Below are 20,470 nucleotides of genomic sequence, written 5' to 3'. Positions count from 1 at the left end.
GTCAGCCGTTCTCGACGGCGTCAGGCACGAAGCCGAGGTCGCCGAAGGAGACGGTCGCACCTGGCGGGACGCGCACGGTCTGGTCCTCGCCACAGAGGATCTGCTGCGAGTCCGGGAGGGTGACGACGGTGCCGTTGGTCGAGCGGCGGTCCTGGACGAACAGGCCCCGGGAGTCCATGCCGACGAGCAGGTGCGTCTTGGAGACGGAGCGGCCGTGGTCCACGACGGACACGAGGTCGGTGATGATCTCGCCGGGCTCGGCCTGCGGGTTGCGCCCGACGAGCGTCATGCCGCGCAGCCGGTGCTCGGTGCCGTCGGAGAAGCGCAGCACGATGTGCCCGTTCCCCGCCGGTGCTCCCGGCGCACGGCGTGCAGTCGGCTCGCTCACGGTCCGTCCCCTCCCGATGGTGGTCCCGCGCCATCGTCTCCGCCGGTCCGTGACCCGTGCCGGCCGGTTCGGGCGGTCACTGGTCGCCTGGGGCGGAGCGCAGGGCAGTCCAGGGCACTTTACCGTGCCTGGCAAGAGCGATCGAGGGTGCTCGTCACCCTGTGGACAGTCTTCACCCGGCCTCGCACCCAGGCTAGGACTCCGAGCCTGGCCAGGGCCATTCGCTAGACACCATCAGACCTGAGGCGGCGCTAACCCGCCCATACGCCACATCAATATCGCATGCAAGCGTATTCCAGCCAAACGGGACGCATGACCACCCGACAGAAAGTGGACAACTGTTCAACGCATCATCCTGCGCCAGAAATCTCGAACTCTCTCGTCCGAGCGATCCTCACCAAGTATATCTGAACCGTTCTTCAGTAAGCGGACCCGGATCTTCGCGGAACCCGATCTCGCAATAGATTCCTCCACCGCTAAGCCCGAATCGAGCATTGCCTTGATAAAGGCGAGCCAGACCTCTCTGCCATAAACGTCTTCCGTTCTCTTCCGCGCGAGAAGGTCGTCATCTGGAGTTCGATGGTTCCTTTTGAGGACCCAGAAATACTCGCCTCTATCAATAGCCCGACGCAGAAAAAATGTTGCAGCCTCCGGCAGAACTTTGTTGCGCTCTTCTGGAGTCGGGCCGGCGTCGACCAAACGAGCGCCGTACTTCTCTAGAACATCACGGATCTCTGAAGGCTTTTCAATTAAACGATTTGGCGTTAGGATCTCGACAATCGCGGACGCATCGACGCCTGACAAGCCACTGAAGTCTAGAATCTGAGCATGGATCCTGCGAATCCTTGTGCTCTGCAGCGATATTCGCCAACCAGTCCTTCTAGGCAGGACGAGAGACTCGACCTTCACATTACTCATTACCATCACGCCAGGCTCACTCCCACTCAGGTCCAATGGGTCAATAAGGTCCGCGCTGCGAATGGTCCAATCCATCGATTTGGATCTGGATATCAGAGTCTGCCACAAGCTGCCCACATTCAGTGCCGCCGTGCTTCTCCGCGCTGCAGTCTCGCCGTCCGCAAAATCACCACCAAGCACGGAGGAAAGACGATCTATCGAAACGCTGGAACCTACCCGGTTAACCGTTGCCGTGCGCCACACGGACGACCCGAGCATTGCCTTGAACCGTTCCGATACTTCACTCCCACCTAAATAACGGGACACTGCGTCTGCCAAAAACTGGTCAAAGAAAAGTTCGTGCTGGAACTTGAACCGCAATTGAGCACCACCACTGGTGGTGGTCGCAAACCCGCAAAGGTTCGGCAATCTTTCAGCCAGACCAGTACGCGACTCGAGCGAATCGTCGATCGTGAACATTGCAGCGGTTCGAAGAAGTTCGTCATCCGCCTCCCGCTCCGAATTCTCCTCCATAAGTTCTGCAACATAGCTGAACATAGTCTTCAGTTCTCTGTGAGAGATTACAGATCTTCCCGACTCATCAAGTATTTTCCCTTCTTCACGAGTCAGATACTGATCTAGCAAGTGCTCGGGCAAGGAAGTTCCTGTTGGGATGCCCGCTTCTTCAGACAGGCACATTTCGATGAACGCCCTTGTGAAGAAGGGGAGCCTGAGCAATTGCCGGTCCTCTTCGCTCAAGTTGACAAGCACGCTCGGGTCAACCCCATAGGAAGTTAATACTTCTCGAATGTCTCGCGCTTTCCAAAGTTGAATCTCTGCGATTTTGTGGTGCACGCTCATGGCACTGCCCTCGTGCGCCCGTCTTACGCTTGCCTTGTATTGACCGACGTAGTAAGACGAGCGCGCCGAAACCATCAGCACCCCACGCCCGCCCATGTCTTCTAGCCACGGGCGCAAGGACCCTAAGGCATCGTTATATCTGACGTTGCCCAAGAGTTCGTCGAATCCATCAACGAGAAGTGCCATGAGCCCGTTTCGACAGAGCGCCTTAACGGCAGCGGCTGTAATGCTTCGCGTACTTGAAACCGCAGCAGCTATAACGTTATCGAGTTGACTCAAAACCTGCCCAGACGAGCCGACGTATAGAAGAAGGGGCAGATCGGAATCACGGTGCTCTCCTGCCTCCTCCTCAATCGTTCTTGCGCGATGAAGCGCAGCGCCGATCATCGCTCGGGTTTTTCCTATGCCCGCTTCGCCGTTGACAAATACGACTTGCGTTTGCGGCCTATTCGCCTGGAGGTCCTCGTCAACAGAATTGAGCAGGTCAGAGAATGATGACTCGCTTCGATTGGACCCATCCAGGTCTGTCACCAGCAACGAAGACTCACGGTATTGCCCCTCCCCACCCAGGCGCCAACCCAGATTCTGAACTTCTTGAGACGCCAGTTTCCTTGAGTGCTCTTCTAAGGCTATTCGAATCCGGCGGGCCGTTAGGGGCCAGTTGGCAATCTCCCGAAGGTAACGAGAATAGGGCACCCATTTTTCAGGCGATCGCCATTGACGCATGTCATCCGGACCGAGCCGGAAGTAGTCTACTCTTTCCTCAAAGCCAATCCCTGTGCCCGTCGCCTTTTTCCACCACACCTCGAAACCGTGATCTCGATCACCAGGAGTCAGATCTTCCTCGAGCTCTTCGGTGAAGCCACGGAGATCGCTAGTTACATCCTCCTTGAAAGCCCCAAGAGCCCCCCGCGGAGCGGTGGAATCCAAGATCCGATTAAGTGCTCCGCCTAGGTTGTCGGGAATACTTGACGCTTCGACGCGATCCGTACCGAAGGAGAAGTAGGATGGCCGGCCGTTCGCCACATACCTTGAAAAAATGCACCACTCATCGGTGGTCGGACTGAAGATCAGCGGCCAGGTTGAGACCTCCCTGTCTTCGAATTTGAAACTTGCTCGAGTCGATCCGTTCGATTCGGATAGAACCAAGCCGGTTGCTCCGAGTAATTTTTCAATAGCTACATCCACTGAATCGAGCAACCCCCTGAGCGGCTCCGAAACTTCAGCATATGGGGGCAACGCTCCACCGTGCCCCAAGTGGTCGCGTAGCTTCTTTGGGGTACGAATCTTGCTGATCCCCATATCGATCCCGCCATCGTAGGCGGTGAGTGCACTATCGACCGCACCATGTGTCAGTTTGGACGCTTCCCCCCGCGACTGGCCGAGAGTATCCCGACAAACTCGCAAATATGACACCCAGGCGCCCAGTCCGGGTGACCGCCCGATCTTCGGCGCTTCAATTTCGTCACTTGATCTTAAGACGGAATTCGCTATGATTGACAGGAATCGAAGTTTAAAGTCGAGCGCTGAAAACATCTCGTGTGGGCTGGCGTGTTCGCCCGCCGGCCTCTCGAGGGGATATAAATTCACAAACCTCTGATAAAATTCAGACGAGTCCAATATTCCTCCTACGATTTGGGCAGATGCCTGCGCCTCCTCTCCTCCTAGTGAGATGGGATCGAGCGTCACCGTCTGAGGCGTTCGGAAGAGCGGACCTGGGACGATCCTCCACGTCGATGGGCACATCCGCAAGGGACAGAGGAGAAGTTTGTGGACTCGATAATCTCCAGACAACGTTCTTGGCGCCACGCTGCCTCGCTAGAGGCGCGCGCTCCACAAGCTCCAGCAAGTCATGCTCCGTGGACACGAGCACGGCAGAAGCAGTCGATTTGGCCCAGACCTACAGATTCCCAGCTCAGCCCACGTGCTCGCGGGCGAAGCGCAGGTGCTCGGCCTCCTGGAACGGGCCGCCGTTCTCGTGGCCGTTGTAGGGGTAGACGACCATCTCCTTGGGGCCCGCGTAGTGGTTGTAGGTCGCGTAGACCGTCGACGGCGGGCAGACCTCGTCCATGAGCCCGACGGAGAACAGCCCCGGCACCGTGATGCGCGCCGCGAGGTTGACGCCGTCGACGTAGCTCAGCGTGCGGAAGGCCTGCTCCACGCGGTCACGGTGCGTGTGCAGGTACTCGACGAGCTCGCCGTAGGGCCGGGCACCCGTGACCACCGACGCCCGTCGGACGTGCGCCAGGAAGGGCACGTCGACGATCGCCGCCCGCAGCGCAGGCTCCCCGAGGCCGTCGCGCAGCTCGGTGAGGGCCGCGGCAGCCAGGCACAGCGCGCCGCCCTGCGACCCGCCCGACACCATGACGGCCGAGGTGTCGACGGCGTCGTGCCCGCGGGCGACCCGCACGGCCCGCTCGGCGTCGGTGAAGATGCGGCGGTAGAAGTACGTCTCGGGCGAGTCGATCCCCGAGGTGAGGAACCCGGCGGCGTGGGCGCCGGTCTGCCCGGAGTCCCCCGTGTCGCCGATCTGGTGGCCGCTGCCCTGGCCGCGGTTGTCCATGACGAGGTGCGCGCGGCCCGCGGCGGCGTGCAGCACGTGCTCGTGGCGCAGCCCGCGCCCTCCCCCGTACCCGATGTAGGTGACGACGGTCGGCAGCGGACCGGTCGCGCGGGCGGGGCGGTGCAGCCACGCCTTGACGGGCTGACCGCCGAAGCCGATGAAGGTCACGTCCTCCGTGACGATCTCGGTCAGACCCGTGTCGACCTGCTCGAAGGTCGCCTCGAGGGGGTGCTCGGCGTCCTGCTCGTCGAGGGTGCGGCGCCAGAAGTCGTCGAAGTCCGCCGGCTCCTCGCGGTCCGGCAGGTAGGTGACGAGCTGGTCGAGCGGCAGGTCGAACTGGGGCATGAGCGGTCCTCGGACGGTCGGGGGTGGGTGCTGGGTGGAGACGTCGACTTCGGTACTTCGGAGCGACTTCGGTACTTCGGAGCGAGTTCGGTACTTCTATGGCACGAACTCGCTCCGAACTGCCGAACTCGGCGTCAGGGGACGGTCCGGTCTGGGAGGGTCGGGTCGGGTCAGGGAGGGGCGGGGCTGGGAAGGTCAGAGGGGCCAGGTGCGGAGGCGGCCGCACATGCCGTAGCGCAGGGGGGCTGGCCGCGCCTGGACCGAGGCGGTCTCGGCGGTGCGCAGGTGAGGGGCGGAGCCGGCCGCGAGCGCCTCGAGGGCGTCGGCGGTCCGGGTGGTGGTCTGCCGGACCGTGCTGTCCCAGCGCTCCTGCCAGCCGGGCACCTTGTCCTGGACCAGCCGGGCCGCCGCGTCGTAGAGCTCCCCCATCGGGACCTCCGGCCCTTCGACGAGCACGCGGTCCCGCAGGACCCCGAACCCTCCGACGGCGAGGTCACGCCGGGCCCGTGCGGCAGCAGCCACCGCCCCGTCGGCCTGACCGTCCGGTGTCACGGCGTCGCCGCTGCGGCCAGCACCTGCGATGCCCACACCACCGGGAACGGCACCGATCCCGGCACCGGGATCGGGAACGGCACCGGCATTGGCATTGGCACCGGGCAGCGTCGCCGCCGCCCGGTACCGCTCTGCGTCGGCCAGCACGTCGGCCGGGAAGGTCATGACCGCGTCGCCGGCCTCGGGGAGGCCGGCGTTCGACATCACCACGAGGATCTCGAGGTCGCCGTCGTTGACCAGCCGGTGCACGACGCCCGGCTGAAACCACAGCAGCGTCCCGGCCCCGAGCGGGTGCTCGGCGTAGCCGTCGGGCCCGAGGGTCTGGACGGACCCGGAGCCTGCGAGCACCACGTAGCCCTCGTCGGAGGCGGTGTGCAGGTGGGGCGTCCCGCCGCCGACGAGCCCGGCACCGTCGGTCGTCGGCCAGTCGTAGACGCTCAGGTGGGAGACGCTCGTGCCGCCGGGGAACGGGTGGGTCACCCGCGCGCCCCGGCAGGTGCGCGGCGGGCGGCCAGCGTCTGGCTGCCCGTCTCGGCGAGGCTGGCGCCGCGCTCGGCGTCCGCTCCCCCGTCGGCGATCACCACGGCGTACCGGAAGGTCAGGGACTCGTCGGGCGCGAAGGGGATCTCCTCGCTGAAGGCGGGCGCGGCGCACACGCAGGCGAACCACTCGTTGCGCGCGAACCACTCGGGGTCGAGGCCGGGCGAGGTGGGGCCGCGGGGGTTGTCGGGCGAGTCGACCATGACGAGGGTCGAGCGGTGGGCGGTCTCGTCGTGCGTGCCGGTGAAGCCGACCCACGGTGCGCGCTGACCGCGGATCTCCTCCCCGCCGGCGAATCCCGGGGCGAGGATGGTGCCGCCGGTGAAGGACCTCGGGCCGCGCCAGAAGAGACCGCCGTAGCCGGCGTTCTCGCGGCCGTTGGTGGTCGGGCTGCCGATGGGCAGCGCAGCGCCGGAGATGTTGGTCATGGTGGTCTGGAAGGTGAGCACCCACGCAGGACCGTCGGTGCCGTCGCTGCTGGCACCCGCCTCGGTGCCGCCGTCGGCGAGCGTCACGGTGAAGGTCCGCGACTCCTTGACCACGCGCTCGCCGGCCTGCGTCACCCAGGTGAGCGACTCGGTCACGGTGACGCCGTCGTCGCCCGCGTGCTCGGCGGTGAACCCGTCGTGGACCATCGAGCCGTCGTTGTCGAGCTGCACGTACTCCTGCCCGCGGACGTAGGTGGGGCCGCCCCAGAAGTTGTGCGGACCGACGTTGGGCAGCGACCAGGCGATGCCCTTGTGCCACACGTGGTCGTGGGGCCGGAACAGGCTGACGAGGTCACCGCCGACGGTGCGCAGGGGGTGGAAGTACGGCCGGGGCGACTCGAGCTGCACGTCCGTGGGCTGGTACACGTAGCGGACGAGGTCGACCGGGGCGCCGCCACCCTCGGGCGCGGCGAGGCGGACGGTGAGCGCGGCGCCGTCGTCGGACAGGGTGAGGCGGGTCATCGGTTCTCCTCGGTCGGGGTGGTCGGGGTGGTCGGGGTGGTTGCGGGCGAGGCAGCCGGAGCTCCTGCGGGCACGGCTGCCCACGGGGCTCCGGTGCCCTCCATGCTCGCGGCGAAGGGGTGGTCGGGCCCGATGTCGCCGCGGCGCACCGGCTGCCCGGTGAATGCCGAGGCGTAGAGCGCGGCGACGAGCTCGACCGTGAGGCGTGCGTCCGTCGCGGTGACGGGCGGGGCCTGCCCGACGTCGAGCGCGTCGACGATGGCGGCGAGCTGGGACGAGTGGCTCGACACCGGCGCGTCGGGGTCGGTGGACCACAGCGACGCGAGCTCGTCGTGGCCGGGCGCCGGCGTCAGGCTCCAGTGGTCGTCCGTGTACCCGTAGAGGTGCTCGAGGTCGACGGTCGCGTGCTCCATGTCGAAGCGCAGCTGGGAGGTCTGCCGGGGCGAGACCACCGAGTTGACGATGCTCGCGAGCGCACCGTTCTCGAAGCGGACCAGGGCCATCGACACGTCCTCGGTGTCGGTGTCGCGCGCCTGGCGACCGGCGAGCGCGGTGACCTCGGCCCACGGGCCGAGGGTGGCGAGGAGCAGGTCGAACTGGTGGATGCCGTGCCCCATGGTCGGTCCACCGCCCTCGGTGTCCCAGCGTCCGCGCCACGGGGCCGCGAAGTACTCGGCGTCGCGGTACCAGAGCGTGTGGCACACGGCCACGAGCGGACGGCCGAGCGGGGCGGCCGGGTCGTCGAGGAGCGCGCGCAGGCGCAGGGCGCCGGACCCGAAGCGGTGCTGGAACACGACGCTCACGTGCGCGCCGGTCTGGCCCTCGAGGGCGATGAGCTCGTCGAGCTCGGCGAGGGAGAGCGTCGGCGGCTTCTCGAGGAGGACGTCGACGCCGGCGCGCAGCACCTGGGCAGCGAGGGCGAAGTGCGACTGCGGCGGGGTGCACACGTGCACGAGGTCGAGGCCGGCGCCGTCGGCCGTCGTGCTGGCGAGGACCTCGGCGAGGTCGGTCGAGGCGACGGGCTGGGTCCCGGCGCCCGCGGTGGGGCCCCAGGTCTGGGCGAAGGCGTCGGCGCGCGTCTGGTCGACGTCGACGGCGTGGGTGAGGACGACGCGTCCGGCGGAGTCGGCAATCGCCTGGGCGTGCGCGTTCGCGATGCCGCCGGTCCCGACGATGGCTGCGCGGTAGGTGCGGGTCATGCGGTCGCTCCAGAGGTGGTGGGGGCTGAGGTCGGGGTGGTGTCGGGGGCTGCGGGGGACGGCACCGAGATGCTCACGCCCAGGCCGAGGTCGGCGACGTCGACCGGCTGGCCGCTGACCAGCGAGGCGTTGCCGCTGATGCCGACGGCGACGGCGCGGACGCCGTCGACGTAGCCGGCCGGGCGGCCGAGGGGGTCGTGGCGCGGGCCCTCGACCGGGGTGCGGAACACGTCCTGCAGCAGGATCGCGTCTCCCCCGCCGTGGCCGCCGACGCCCTCGGGGATGGGGACCTCGCGGGCCCGCTCCCAGTGCTTCTGCACGGTGAGCCGGTCGCCGAAAGGACGCACGTCGTCGCCCTCCCACGCCCCGGGGTTGGCGCTCGGGTCGAGGATCGACCGGCCGCGCTCGTCGAGCTCGACCGAGCCGCGCTCGACCACCTCGAGCTCGGCCCGACCCCTCGTGCCGTTGACGCTCACGCGGTACCCCTCCCAGGGGCCGTGGGCGTTGAGGGAGTAGGTGAGGGTCGCGCCGCGCTCGTAGTCGACGAGCAGCGCGAGGTTGTCCTCGATGGTGATGCCCGGGGAGAACACGTCCTGGTCGCGGACGTAGCCGTCGTGGTGCTCGGAGTCGAGGTAGAGGGCCTGGAGCCGCTCGTCGGCGCGCAGGTCGAGGGACCAGCGGTCTCCCTCGCGTCCCTCCCAGCCGAGGGTCCCGTCGGCGCTGCCGGTGCCACGCACGGGGCGGGGCGGCAGGCCGGCCGCGGCGTCGCGCTCGGCCATCTCCTGGGCGACGGGCGAGGTGTCGCCGTAGACCTTGAGACCGCCGCGGGCGTAGACACGGGTCGGGGCGTCCGCGATCCACCAGTTGACGAGGTCGAAGTGGTGGCTCGACTTGTGGATGAGCAGCCCGCCGGAGACGTCCTTGAGGCGGTGCCAGCGGCGGAAGTAGTCGGCGCCGTGCACGGAGTCGAGGACCCACTCGAAGTGCACCGAGGTGACCTCGCCGATCTCTCCGGAGGCGATGACGCGGCGGAGCTCGCTGTTGCGCGGCGCGTAGCGGTAGTTGAAGGTCATGACCACCGAGCGGCTGGTCTCGGCGACCGCGTCGGTGATGGTGCGGCAGCCCTCCGCGGTCGTGGTGAGCGGCTTCTCGACGACGACGTCCGCACCGGCGCGCAGGGCACGGGCGACGAGGTCGGCGTGGGTCGCGTCCGGGGTGGTGACGACGACGGTGTCGACGCGCTCGTCGGTGATCATCTGCTCGAGGTCGGCCGGGGCGAAGGTGGGCACGCCGGGGCGTCCGCGCTCGGCGGCGAGGTCGGTGTAGACCGCGGCGCGGCCCGGGTTGGGCTCGCAGAACGCGGCGAGCTCGGCGACGTCGGCGTGGTCGCCGAGGATCGCGTCGACGTACATGTGGCTGCGGTGCCCCAGCCCCACGATCGCGTAGCGGCGGCGGGTGGTGGGTCTCTCGGAGGTCACGAAGCTGCTCCAGGCGCATCTCGACGGTGAACTGCGGTGCGGCATCGTCCTCGACGCCGTTGAATCGATCCAACCCTACTCTGCCGACCACCGCGCGGGGAAGCGCTCTCCCGCGATCGCCCGGATCTCGGGTTCTCGCACCAGGAGCTCTCGGAACGTTCCGATCCGCGTCTCGATCGGGTACCGTCGTCTCGAACCCCTCTCCCCATCGGGGACATTGCCAACGGAGGTAGTACAACGATGGAAAACGACGCAGCGACCACCGCGTCCGGCGCCGCAGACAGCGCCCCCACCCAGCCCGTCGCCGCGACCGTGTCGCTGCACCCCGACTTCCAGGTCGGCGAGATCGACCGCCGCCTCTTCGGGTCGTTCGTCGAGCACCTCGGCCGCGCCGTCTACACCGGCATCTACGAGCCGACGCACAGCACGGCCGACGACCACGGCTTCCGTCGCGACGTCGCCGACCTCACCAAGGAGCTCGGGGTGAGCATGGTCCGCTACCCCGGCGGCAACTTCGTGTCCAACTACGTGTGGGAGGACGCCGTCGGCCCGGTCGAGGACCGCAAGCCGTTCATCGACCTCGCGTGGCGCACCATCGAGCCCAACACCGTCGGCACCGACGAGTTCCTCCAGTGGGCCGAGCGCGAGGGCATCGAGCCCATGATGGCCGTCAACCTCGGCACCCGCGGCGTCGCGGCCGCCGCAGCGCTCGTCGAGTACTGCAACGGCGAGGCCGGCAGCCGCTGGGCCGACCTGCGCATCGCCAACGGCCGCGCCGAGCCCTACGGCGTCAAGCTGTGGTGCCTCGGCAACGAGATGGACGGCCCGTGGCAGATCGGCCACAAGGACGCCCACGAGTACGGCAAGCTCGCCGCCGAGGCCGGCAAGGCCATGCAGCTCGTCGACACCAGCATCAAGCTCGTGGTCTGCGGCTCGTCGTCGATGGGCATGCCCACCTTCGGGGAGTGGGAGCGCACCGTGCTCTCCTACACCTACGACATCGTCGACCACATCTCGATGCACGCGTACTACGAGGAGCGCCACGGCGACCGCGCCAGCTTCCTCGGCTCGGCCACGAGCATGGACCGGTTCATCGACCGAGTGGTCGCCTCGGCCGACGCCGTCGGCGCCGAGCGCCGCTCCGACAAGAAGATCACCATCTCCTTCGACGAGTGGAACGTCTGGTACCTCGACACCAAGTTCCCGGGCGAGAAGAACCTGCCGATCCAGCGCGACGCCCCGCGCATCATCGAGGACATCTACTCGGCCCTCGACGCCGTGGTCGTCGGCGACCTGCTCATCACGCTGCTCAACCACGCGGACCGCGTGCCCGTCGCAGCGCTCGCGCAGCTCGTCAACGTCATCGCACCGATCATGACGGAGCCCGGTGGCGACGCCTGGCGCCAGACCACCTTCCACCCCTTCGCGAACACCGCACGTCTCGCCCAGGGGTCGGTCCTCGACCTGCGCGTCGCGTCGCCGACCATGACCACCAAGGAGCACGGCGAGGTCCCCCTCGTCACCGCGGCCGCGACGTGGGACGAGGCCGGCGAGCACGGCGCCAGCGGCGCGCTGTCGTTCTTCCTCGTCAACCGCTCCGCGGAGCCCGCGACGGTCACCGTCCGGACCGCGGGCCTCGACGTCAGCGTCGAGGGCGGCCTCGAGCTGCTCGCCGACCACGTCGGCGAGCGCCACGGCAAGGTCGAGGCCGAGAAGGTCGGCACCGTCGAGCGCGACGCACCGTCGGTCGAGGGCGGCACGGTGACCTTCACCCTCGCCCCCGAGAGCTGGTCCGCCTGGCACGGGTTCGCCAAGCGCGCCTGAGGCACAGCCCGACGCCACACGCACAAGACGGCCCCCGCACCACGACGACGACCGTGGTTCGGGGGCCGTCGGCGTCGGCGCCAGCACCGTCGCCACCGCGCACCTCGTCGCCACGCCTGCGACCTGCGGGTGAACTGGAGGTGTGCGGGAAACCGCAGACCTCGCCAGAGTCCTGACCGATCTGGTCATACTCGCCGGTCGTCCGCCGATGAGGCAGCACGTCCGGGTGTCCGGACGCTCGCCTGAGTCCGGGGGGACCAGATGTCCAGCACCGTCGCTGTCCGACCCACAGAGGTCCGTCCTGCAGGGGACCGCCTGACGGCCGTCCGGCCCACAGGGGTCGAGCGCGTCCTCGCGGACGACCAGCTGATCGTCAGCAAGACCGACCTCAAGGGCCGGCTCACCTACACGAACGACGTGTTCCTCACGATCTCCGCGATCGACGAGCCCGACGCCATCGGTCGCCCGCACAACCTCATCCGGCACCCGGACATGCCCCGCGGCATCTTCCGGCTGCTCTGGGACACGCTCCGCTCTGGCGAGGAGCTGTTCGCGTACGTGCAGAACCTGGCTCTGGACGGTGCCCACTACTGGGTCTTCGCGCACGTCACCCCGTCGCGCGACGCCCAGGGCCGCACCGTCGGCTACCACTCCACGCGCCGCGCCGTGAGCGCGTCGGCGCGCGCCCAGGTCGAGCGCCTGTACGCCGACATGCGCCGTGTCGAGGCCCAGCACAGCGGACGCGGCGCCGACGAGGCGTCCCTCACCTGGCTGCGCGAGCAGCTCGCCGCCCAGGGCCAGACCTACAGCGAGTGGCTGTGGAGCGTCGCGGGAGGTGCCCGATGAGGTGGGGTGGCGCACGACGCCGCACCGCCGAGCTCGAGGCCCAGGTCGCCGCCTACGCAGCAGCCCTCGAGGCCGTCTCCGACGCCGCCCGCGCCGGTGCCCGCGGCGACATGGAGCGCCGGGTCGTCGCGGTCCCCGAGGCCGACGCCCTCGGCTTCGCGTCGGTCCGTGACGACGTCAACAGGTTCTTCGACGTCACCGACGCGTTCATCCGCGAGGCGGGCGCAGCCCTGGCCGCGGCCGGCACCGGCCGCTTCGAGCGCGAGCTCATGCTCACCGGCCTCTCGGGTGCGTTCCGCTCGCAGGCCGTCACCATCAACGAGGCGCGCCTGACCATGGCGGAGGACGCCGCACGGCTGCGCGCCGCGGAGACCGCCCGCGGGACCCTCGTCGAGGACTTCGAGCGCGACGTGCTGCACGTGTCGCAGGCCGTCGGGCAGACCGCGCGGAGCATGGCCGGCACCGTCGGCGACCTCCAGGGCGTCACCGCGACCGTCGTCCAGCGGGCGGGCGAGGCCAGCGACGCCGTCGGGCGGCTCGGCGAGTCGTCGGAGACCATCCGCCAGGTCATCGGCCTCATCACCGACGTCACCCGCCAGACCCGTCTCCTCGCGCTCAACGCGTCGATCGAGGCCGCACGCGTCGGTGCCGCCGGCCGGGGCTTCGCCGTCGTCGCCGACGAGGTCGGGCGCCTCGCCGACGAGACCGCCAAGGCGAGCACCCGCGTCGAGGAGCAGCTCGGCGCCTCGCAGGAGGTCATCTCCGAGGTGGCCGGGGCCCTCGGCAAGATCGACGAGAGCGTCGACGCCATGCGCGGCGGCGTCACCGGCCTCGCCGAGCGGATCTCGACCGGCACCAGCACCGACCAGGCGCTGACGGACGCCGCCGTGCACCTCGAGTCCTCGGTCCAGGAGTTCCTCACGGTGCTGCGGGACGGGTGACCCGAGGACCCACCGCGGGCCACGGCTCTCCGCGGTGGGTCCTCCTGCCGGCACCCCGAGGGGCAGGTCGTCCCCCGCGGTCCTACAGTGAGGCGACGGCTGGCACGGGGTGATCCTGCGCCGGTCGGACCCGTCAGGACAACGGCGGGTTCCGGGTGGTCCCTGACCACCCGGCACCGCCCCAGAGCTGACGAGAGCCCACCATGACGCACGACGCACCGACGTCCGACGAGCACCAGACCGGCGGCGCTGACCAGCAGCCGCCCCTCTCCCGCACGGTGACCGGCAGGCTCCTCTACGTCTTCATCCTCGGGGACGTCCTCGGTGCCGGCGTGTACGCGCTGGTCGGCGTGATGGCCGGCGAGGTGGGCGGCGCCGTGTGGCTGCCGCTGCTCGTGGCCCTCGGGCTCGCGCTCCTCACCGCGGGGTCCTATGCCGAGCTCGTCACCAAGTACCCGAAGGCCGGCGGGGCCGCGGTCTTCGCCGAGCGTGCCTTCAAGACGCCGTGGGTGTCCTTCCTCGTCGGGTACAGCATGCTCGCCGCCGGCGTCACGAGCGCTGCGGGCCTGGCGATCGCCTTCGCCGGCGACTACCTCACCACCTTCGTGTCGATGCCGACCACGCTCGCCGCCGTCGGGTTCCTCCTCCTCGTGGCCCTGCTCAACATGCGGGGCATCAAGGAGTCGCTCCGGGCGAACGTCGCCATGACGGTGGTCGAGCTGTCCGGCCTGCTCCTGATCGTGGTGCTCGCGGCGGTCGTCCTCGGCCGCGGCGAGGGCGACCTCGGACGCACGATCGAGTTCACGGAGGGCACCGCACCAGCCCTCGCCGTCCTCGGCGCCGCCCTGCTGGCCTTCTACTCCTTCGTCGGCTTCGAGACCTCCGCGAACCTCGCCGAGGAGGTCGTCGACGTGCGCCGCACCTACCCGAGGGCGCTCTTCGCGTCGCTGCTCACCGCGGGCGCCGTCTACGTGGCCGTGGGGGTCGCGGCGGTGGCCGTCGTCAGCCCGGAGACCCTCGCCGGGTCCACCGGACCGCTGCTCGAGGTCGTCTCCGTCGCCGACGTCGTCCCCGAGCGGGTCTTCGCCGCGATCGCCCTCGTCGCCGTCGCCAACGGCGCGCTGCTCACCATGATCATGGCCAGCCGCCTCACCTACGGCATGGCCTCGCAGGGCCTGCTGCCCCCGGTCCTCGCCCGCGTGCTCCCGGGGCGCCGGACGCCGTGGGTCGCGATCGTGGTGACCACCGTCGTCGCGATGGCCCTCGTGTTCACCGGCGAGCTCCAGGTGCTCGCCGAGACCGTCGTGCTCCTGCTGCTCATCGTGTTCATCAGCACCAACGTCGCGGTCCTCGTGCTCCGCAAGGACGAGGTCGAAGAGGACCACTTCCGGGTGGTCACCGTGGTGCCGGTGCTCGGGGTGATCAGCTGCGTCGCGCTCCTCACCCAGCAGTCCGCCGGGACCTGGCTGCGCGCCGGGATCCTGCTCGCCGTCGGCGCCGTGCTCTACCTCGTGACGCGCCGGGCGAGCCGGCCGGCGCCGTCACGCGGAGGCGCGCAGACCGGTTGACGCTCGGCTGGTCGACAGGGGACGGCCAGTGCCAGGGCTCGCACAGGAACTCACACCGTCCCACCAGGGGTCTCCTTACGCTGCGACGACCAGGCTGAACGCCTGCACGGTCCAGGCGATCGACCCCACGGACCGCCCACGCCGGTCCGACGGAGGGCCGGCCGACGAGAAGAGATCCCCATGTCCACCACACCCCGAAAGACCGCCCGGCTCGTCGTCGCCGGGTTGACAGGCACCGTGCTCGCCCTCGTCCCGGTCGCAGCCGTCGCGAACGACACGACCGCGACCACAGCCAACCCGACTCAGGCGACGAACACGACGCCGTCCGCCTCGGCGACGGACCGGAGGTACGACAGGCCCGTCACGATCACCTCTCCCCAGAACGGGGCCGTCATCGCAGCAGGCACCCATATCAGGTTCTCCGGCACAGGTACCCCAGGGGCGTGGGTCATGCTGTGGATCTTCTCGAGGACCACGCCATCCGACAGCGGTCACTTCGCCGACGCCCGGGTGGGCGCCGACGGCCGGTGGACCGTCGTGACGACGTCCCCGCGCGACCTGCTCGCTCCAGGGCAGTACTCGATGACCGCTGGCTACGGCATGCTGGACCGGAACGAGGCACTGATCCGCTTCACCGTGCGCTGAGAGGGGCGATCTTCGTCCACCCGTAGCAGCAGTGCGGGCGGAAGCTGCAGGTAAAGCTACCGTCCGCACTGCTGACTACCGACAGGTACCGCTCGAGCCCCCAGGCTGGGTGACACATGGGTTGACGCAGACCCTCACACGGATCCACATGGCGCGTGCTTACGCTGCGACGACCAGGCTGAACGCCTGCGCGGTCCATGCGATCGACCGCACGGACCGCTCACGCCGGTCTGGCTACGGGCCGGCCGACGAGAAGAGACACCCATGTCCACCACGCACCGCACCACCACACGACTCGTCGTCGCCGGGCTGACCGGTACCGCGCTCGCCCTCGTCCCGGTGGCGGCCACGGCGAACGGCCCTACGACGACCGCCGCCGCGTCAGCGCAGTCGACCACGACGAACTCCGCGGCAGCTGACCAGAAGGCCGACAGGCCCGTCTCCATCACCTCACCTCAGACGGGGTCCACCGTCGACCGGGGCCGGGTGTCGGCCTCCGGCACCGGCACGCCAGGGCAGACGGTCGTCCTGGATCTCCAGTCTCTGGGCACCCCCTCAGACAGCGGGCACCTCGGGCTGGCTCAGGTCGGCGCGGACGGCCGGTGGAGCTTCGGCTGGGACACCGAGCAGTTCCCCGCGCTCCCGCCCGGGGAGTACAGGCTGCACGCCCGCAGCGCCGACATGGCCAGCTCCGCGAGCGTCACGTTCACGCTGCGCTGAGGCAGCGGTCGAGGTCGACCCACCGGTGAGCAGCAGCCCAGCAGCTCCACACCACGGTCACCGCGAGCGGGCAGCCCGGTCTCGAGCGGCCCGCTCGCGGTGCCCGACGCTCATCACCGCGAGGGCGACGAGGCCTCCGACGACGAGCGCGAGCGGCTTGAGCATCCAGACGAAGACCCCGGCCATGAGGACGCCCGACAGCAGCAGCGCCGAGCCCTGGACGTCGGCGGCGATGCCGCGGATCCCGGAGGCCACGAGCGTGGTCCACCGAGCACCTGGCTCCCACTCCCCCGCGGCGCGCAGCAGCCCGACGAGGAGGGCGACCCCGAAGGCCGCGCTGACGAGGCCGACGAGCGCACCACCAGGCAGCGGACCGGTCGACGAGGCCCACAGGTTGAGCACCACGAGGAACAGCGCCGCGAGCGAGCCGACCGCCACGAACCACACACCGGAGCAGGCGGCCTTGAAGTCGGCCCAGACCATCGACACCGCGTCGGCCTCACCGGCGACGAAGCGTCGCAGGTGGCGCACCCCGGCGGTGAGCGCGGGGAGCGCCGTGACCACCGGGATGCTGAGGACCGCGACGTACAGGCCGGTGAGCATCACCTCGGCGAAGAACGCGAACTTGCCGAAGGAGCCGGGGACGGCTCCCTGCTGGCCCCACCGGCGACGACGCGCCGGGCGAGCCCCTTCGGCGGGGACGGACGAGCCGGAGGTGCTGTCACGGCGCGTGGTCATGGGCACCACTGTGGTCGACACGGGCTCAGCCCTTCAAGCCCTGGGTCGAGACACCCTCGACGATGAACCGCTGGAAGATGACGAAGAACAGCAGCACCGGCACGAGGGCGAGCACGGCCATGGCCATCTGCGCGCCGTAGTCCGACACCGACGTCTGGTCGACGTAGATGCGCAGGGCGACCGGCAGCGAGAACAGGTCGGGCTTCTTGAGGTAGAGCAGCGGCCCGAAGAAGTCGTTCCAGCTCCAGATGAACGCGAAGATCGACGCGGTCATCACAGGCGGCTTCATGAGCGGCAGCATGATCGACCGGAAGATCCGCACGTGACCGGCCCCGTCGATGCGGGCGGCCTCGTCGAGCTCACGCGGCAGGTTGCGCATGAACTGCACCATGAGGAACACGAAGAACGCCTCGGCGGCCAGGAACTTGCCGATGAGCAGCGGCACGAAGGTGTTCACCAGGCCGAGCTCGTTGAACATGATGTACTGCGGGATGATCACCACGTGGAACGGCAGCAGGAGCGTCGCGATCATCATCGAGAACCACACCTTGCGGCCCGGGAACTCGATCCGCGCGAAGGCGTAGGCCGTGATGGTGGCGGAGAGGATCACGCCGACCACCGACATCACCGCGAGGAACAGCGAGTTGCCGAAGAACGTCCAGAAGGACACCCCGCCGATACCGCTGAGCGCCTTGACGAAGTTGTCGAAGGACGCGTTGTCGGGGATGAGGCTGATGTTGCCGACGATCTCGCTCGACGGCTTGAGCGAGGACATGAGCATCCACAGCGCCGGGTAGAGGATCACCGCGGCGACCGCGAGGACGAACACGTGGAACACGGCCGCCTTGATCAGCGACTTCCGCTTGGCCTCGCGGCGCAGCTCGGCGCTGCGCTCGAGGTTGTCCGGGTGCTCCGGGGTCTCGACGTTCTTCTGCAGGACGGAGGTCATTTTGTCTCCCCTGAGTAGTGGACCCACGACTTCGACGTCTTGAAGAAGATGAAGGTGATGATGCCGACGGCGAGCACGAGGACCCAGGCCATCGCCGCGGCGTAGCCCATCTGGAAGTCCACGAAACCGCGACGGTAGAGGTACAGGGTGTAGAAGAGCGTCGACCCGGCGGGACCACCGGTGCCGCCCGAGATGATGAAGGCGGAGCCGAAGATCTGGAACGAGTGGATGGTCTCGAGCAGCAGGTTGAAGAAGAGCACCGGGGAGAGCATCGGCAGCGTGATCCGCAGGAACTTGCGGACCGGGCCGGCTCCGTCCATCTCGGCAGCCTCGTAGAGCTCGTTGGGGACCTGCTTGAGGCCCGCGAGGAAGATGACCATCGGGGCACCGAACTGCCACACGGTCAGCAGGATCATCATCGGCATGGTCATGCTCGGGTTGCCGACCCAGCCACCAGCGTCACGCCCGAAGACCTGGCCGATCTGGTCGACGACACCGTCGTCGATGAACATGGCCTTCCACACGATGGCGATCGAGACGCTCGCGCCGATGAGCGAGGGCGCGTAGAAGATCGACCGGTAGGCACCCTGGCCGCGACGCTTGCTGTTGAGCAGCATCGCGACGGCGAGTGCGGCGATCAGCTTGATCGGGGTCCCGATGAGCACGTACAGACCGGTCACCTTGACCGACTGGATGTACTGCGGGTCGGAGAACATCCGCGTGAAGTTGTCGAACCCGATCCACTCAGGTGCGCTGAACAGGTTGTAGTTCGTGAAGGCCAGGTACAGGGACGCGATCATCGGTCCCGCGGTCAGCAGGAGGAATCCCAGCAGCCAGGGGGTGAGGAACGCGTAACCGGCGCGGGTCTCGGCTGCTTTCCGAGAGCGTCGCGCCTGCGAGCCCTTGGTCGGTGGAGCAGTCCGGTTCCCGGTCGCCTCGGCAGTGAGGGACACGGTAGTCATCCGTTCGTGAGGGGGTGCGGTGCATCGGGGGCGCGGGGGCCGGCCAGGGTGGGCGCGGCCCCCGCGATCACACGGTCACGCGAGGGGCGTCAGGTCGGTCACTGACCGACAGACATCTCCGCCTCGGTGAACCACTGGTCGACGTACTGCTCGACCGTGATGTTGCGGTAGGCGAACTCTTCGCCGAGGCGCTTGAACTCCGCCTCGATGGTGCCAAAGCCCTGGACGGGCAGCGGTGCGGCCTCCGTCGCGTACTCCGCGACGGACTCCTCGTAGGCCACGACGCGGGCGTCGACCGAGCCCTCCTCGAGCTCCATGGCGTCACGCTGCGCCTGGACCGCGGGGACACCCTTGGAGGTGCCGAAGATCCGGCCGACCTCGGGGTCGTTGATGAGGAAGTCGATGAGCGTCGCGGCAGCGGCCGGGTGCTCGGAGTTGGCCGAGGCCGAGAGCAGCATGGACGGCTTGAGGAACATCTTCTTGTCACCGTCGGCGTCGGACGGGATCGGCAGCATCTGGATGTTCTCGTTGCCGGAGTCCGCCGTGTAGCCGGCGAGGAAGTTGTCCCAGCTCATCTCGGTGACGTTCTCCTCGACGGTGAAGCCGCCGAGCGGGAGCAGCTGGATGCCGCGCGAGATCGGGTAGGTCGCGTCGACCGGGGTGCGGATGGGCTCGGCCACGTTGAGCCAGGCCGTCATGTCCTCACGCGTGAAGTTCAGCTGGCCGTCGTCGGTGAAGGGCTGGATGTCCTGCTGGACGAGCCACTGCAGGAAGAACCAGAAGGTCGTGGTGTAGTCGCCAGACCCGTAGACCCGCGGCTCCGCGCCTTCGCCGGCCGCAGACGCCTCGGTGATGAAGGTGTTGAGGTCGTCCCAGGTGTAGTCCTCGGGGAGCGCCTCCATGCCGACCTGCTCGAGCAGGTCCGGGTTGTAGAACATCGCGAGCGTGTTCGTCGAGGTGGCGATGCCGTACTGCGACCCCTCGAGCTTGCCCGCCTCGAGGAGGCTGTCCTCGAGGCCGGAGACGTCGAGGGAGGTGCCGATCTGCCCGTCGAGGTTGAGGAGCTGGTTGGTCGACCCGTACTGACGCAGGTAGGACAGGTCCATCTGCAGCACGTCGGGGAGCGAGGAGCCCGCGGCCTCGGTGTTGCGCGAGGACCAGTAGTCGTCCCAGGCCTGGAACCCGGTCTGGACCTTGATGTTGGGGTACTTCTCCTCGAAGAGGTCGACCGCCTCCTCGTACTTGTCGGCCCGGTCGTCGTTGCCCCACCAGTTGAAGACGATGGTGACGTCCTCTTCGGTGTTCAGGGTCTCGGTGGGGGCCGCTTCGCTCCCCCCGCCTCCGCACGCGGTGAGTGCGAACGACGCAACCGCTGCGAGGGCGATGCCCTTGAGGGCGGATCGCTTGATCGACATCTGAGCCTCCTTGCTCATGGTGATTGAAGAGCGCCCTGTCATCGTTGCCTGGGCCGCCCACTGCCTTCAACCGTAGAAGTGAATCGTTA

The 20,470-nt window shown here is 68.3% G+C and carries 17 protein-coding genes; 6 read left to right on the top strand and 11 right to left on the bottom strand.

The genetic code is table 11. From position 1 onward, the window contains the following. Nucleotide 1: 1 nt before the first annotated feature. The 7 genes from SKED_RS02715 to SKED_RS02690 form a co-directional block, all read right to left on the bottom strand. Entirely contained in the window at nucleotides 2-388 is a 387-nt protein-coding gene (locus SKED_RS02715; protein WP_012865587.1) for an FHA domain-containing protein, read from the bottom strand. Nucleotides 389-730: 342 nt separating this feature from the next. Next, complete coding sequence (locus SKED_RS19895; protein ID WP_143755630.1) at nucleotides 731-3,835, bottom strand: NACHT domain-containing protein; 3,105 nt, start codon at nucleotides 3,833-3,835, stop codon at nucleotides 731-733. A gap of 226 nt (nucleotides 3,836-4,061) precedes the next feature. After that, nucleotides 4,062-5,054: an acetylxylan esterase gene (locus SKED_RS02710; protein WP_012865585.1), complete on the bottom strand. Its 993-nt coding sequence runs from the start codon at nucleotides 5,052-5,054 to the stop codon at nucleotides 4,062-4,064. Nucleotides 5,055-5,249: 195 nt separating this feature from the next. Then, on the bottom strand, nucleotides 5,250-6,086 hold the full coding sequence (locus SKED_RS02705) for a cupin domain-containing protein (RefSeq protein ID WP_012865584.1): 837 nt from the start codon (nucleotides 6,084-6,086) through the stop codon (nucleotides 5,250-5,252). Beyond that, entirely contained in the window at nucleotides 6,083-7,096 is a 1,014-nt protein-coding gene (locus SKED_RS02700; RefSeq protein ID WP_012865583.1) for a DUF6807 domain-containing protein, read from the bottom strand. Before SKED_RS02700 ends, SKED_RS02705 begins: the two co-directional genes overlap by 4 nt. Further along, a complete protein-coding gene (locus SKED_RS02695; RefSeq protein WP_012865582.1) occupies nucleotides 7,093-8,295 on the bottom strand; it encodes a Gfo/Idh/MocA family protein in 1,203 nt (400 codons plus the stop codon). Before SKED_RS02695 ends, SKED_RS02700 begins: the two co-directional genes overlap by 4 nt. Continuing rightward, complete coding sequence (locus SKED_RS02690; RefSeq protein WP_012865581.1) at nucleotides 8,292-9,773, bottom strand: Gfo/Idh/MocA family protein; 1,482 nt, start codon at nucleotides 9,771-9,773, stop codon at nucleotides 8,292-8,294. Before SKED_RS02690 ends, SKED_RS02695 begins: the two co-directional genes overlap by 4 nt. A gap of 240 nt (nucleotides 9,774-10,013) precedes the next feature. Here SKED_RS02690 and arfA point away from each other — a divergent pair, with 240 nt between their 5' ends. The 6 genes from arfA (at nucleotide 10,014) to SKED_RS02660 (ending at nucleotide 16,317) form a co-directional block, all read left to right on the top strand. Next, a complete protein-coding gene (arfA, locus tag SKED_RS02685; RefSeq protein WP_012865580.1) occupies nucleotides 10,014-11,597 on the top strand; it encodes an arabinosylfuranosidase ArfA in 1,584 nt (527 codons plus the stop codon). A 261-nt stretch (nucleotides 11,598-11,858) separates the two neighbouring features. Then, on the top strand, nucleotides 11,859-12,443 hold the full coding sequence (locus SKED_RS02680; RefSeq protein WP_012865579.1) for a PAS domain-containing protein: 585 nt from the start codon (nucleotides 11,859-11,861) through the stop codon (nucleotides 12,441-12,443). Continuing rightward, nucleotides 12,440-13,384, top strand: coding sequence for a methyl-accepting chemotaxis protein (locus tag SKED_RS02675; protein ID WP_012865578.1), 945 nt, complete (start codon nucleotides 12,440-12,442; stop codon nucleotides 13,382-13,384). Before SKED_RS02680 ends, SKED_RS02675 begins: the two co-directional genes overlap by 4 nt. A gap of 203 nt (nucleotides 13,385-13,587) precedes the next feature. Beyond that, nucleotides 13,588-14,952 (top strand): APC family permease, encoded by a 1,365-nt coding sequence (locus SKED_RS02670; protein WP_012865577.1) that lies wholly within the window; start codon nucleotides 13,588-13,590, stop codon nucleotides 14,950-14,952. Between the two features lie 180 nt (nucleotides 14,953-15,132). Beyond that, entirely contained in the window at nucleotides 15,133-15,597 is a 465-nt protein-coding gene (locus SKED_RS19705) for a hypothetical protein (RefSeq protein ID WP_012865576.1), read from the top strand. Nucleotides 15,598-15,861: 264 nt separating this feature from the next. Then, complete coding sequence (locus SKED_RS02660) at nucleotides 15,862-16,317, top strand: hypothetical protein (protein ID WP_012865575.1); 456 nt, start codon at nucleotides 15,862-15,864, stop codon at nucleotides 16,315-16,317. A gap of 57 nt (nucleotides 16,318-16,374) precedes the next feature. Here SKED_RS02660 and SKED_RS02655 read toward each other — a convergent pair whose 3' ends face one another. From SKED_RS02655 to SKED_RS02640, 4 genes are all read right to left on the bottom strand, one after another. After that, a complete protein-coding gene (locus SKED_RS02655) occupies nucleotides 16,375-17,055 on the bottom strand; it encodes a hypothetical protein (protein ID WP_012865574.1) in 681 nt (226 codons plus the stop codon). A gap of 25 nt (nucleotides 17,056-17,080) precedes the next feature. Beyond that, on the bottom strand, nucleotides 17,081-18,004 hold the full coding sequence (locus tag SKED_RS02650) for a carbohydrate ABC transporter permease (RefSeq protein ID WP_012865573.1): 924 nt from the start codon (nucleotides 18,002-18,004) through the stop codon (nucleotides 17,081-17,083). Beyond that, entirely contained in the window at nucleotides 18,001-18,966 is a 966-nt protein-coding gene (locus tag SKED_RS02645) for a carbohydrate ABC transporter permease (RefSeq protein WP_012865572.1), read from the bottom strand. The genes SKED_RS02650 and SKED_RS02645 overlap by 4 nt, the downstream gene beginning before the upstream one ends. A gap of 98 nt (nucleotides 18,967-19,064) precedes the next feature. After that, nucleotides 19,065-20,381: an ABC transporter substrate-binding protein gene (locus tag SKED_RS02640; protein ID WP_012865571.1), complete on the bottom strand. Its 1,317-nt coding sequence runs from the start codon at nucleotides 20,379-20,381 to the stop codon at nucleotides 19,065-19,067. Nucleotides 20,382-20,470: the final 89 nt, after the last annotated feature.

Source organism: Sanguibacter keddieii DSM 10542, assembly GCF_000024925.1.
GTDB classification, from domain to species: domain Bacteria; phylum Actinomycetota; class Actinomycetes; order Actinomycetales; family Cellulomonadaceae; genus Sanguibacter; species Sanguibacter keddieii.
The sequence above is the reverse complement of the archived record's forward strand: the minus strand, read 5'-3'. Positions and strand labels throughout refer to the sequence as shown.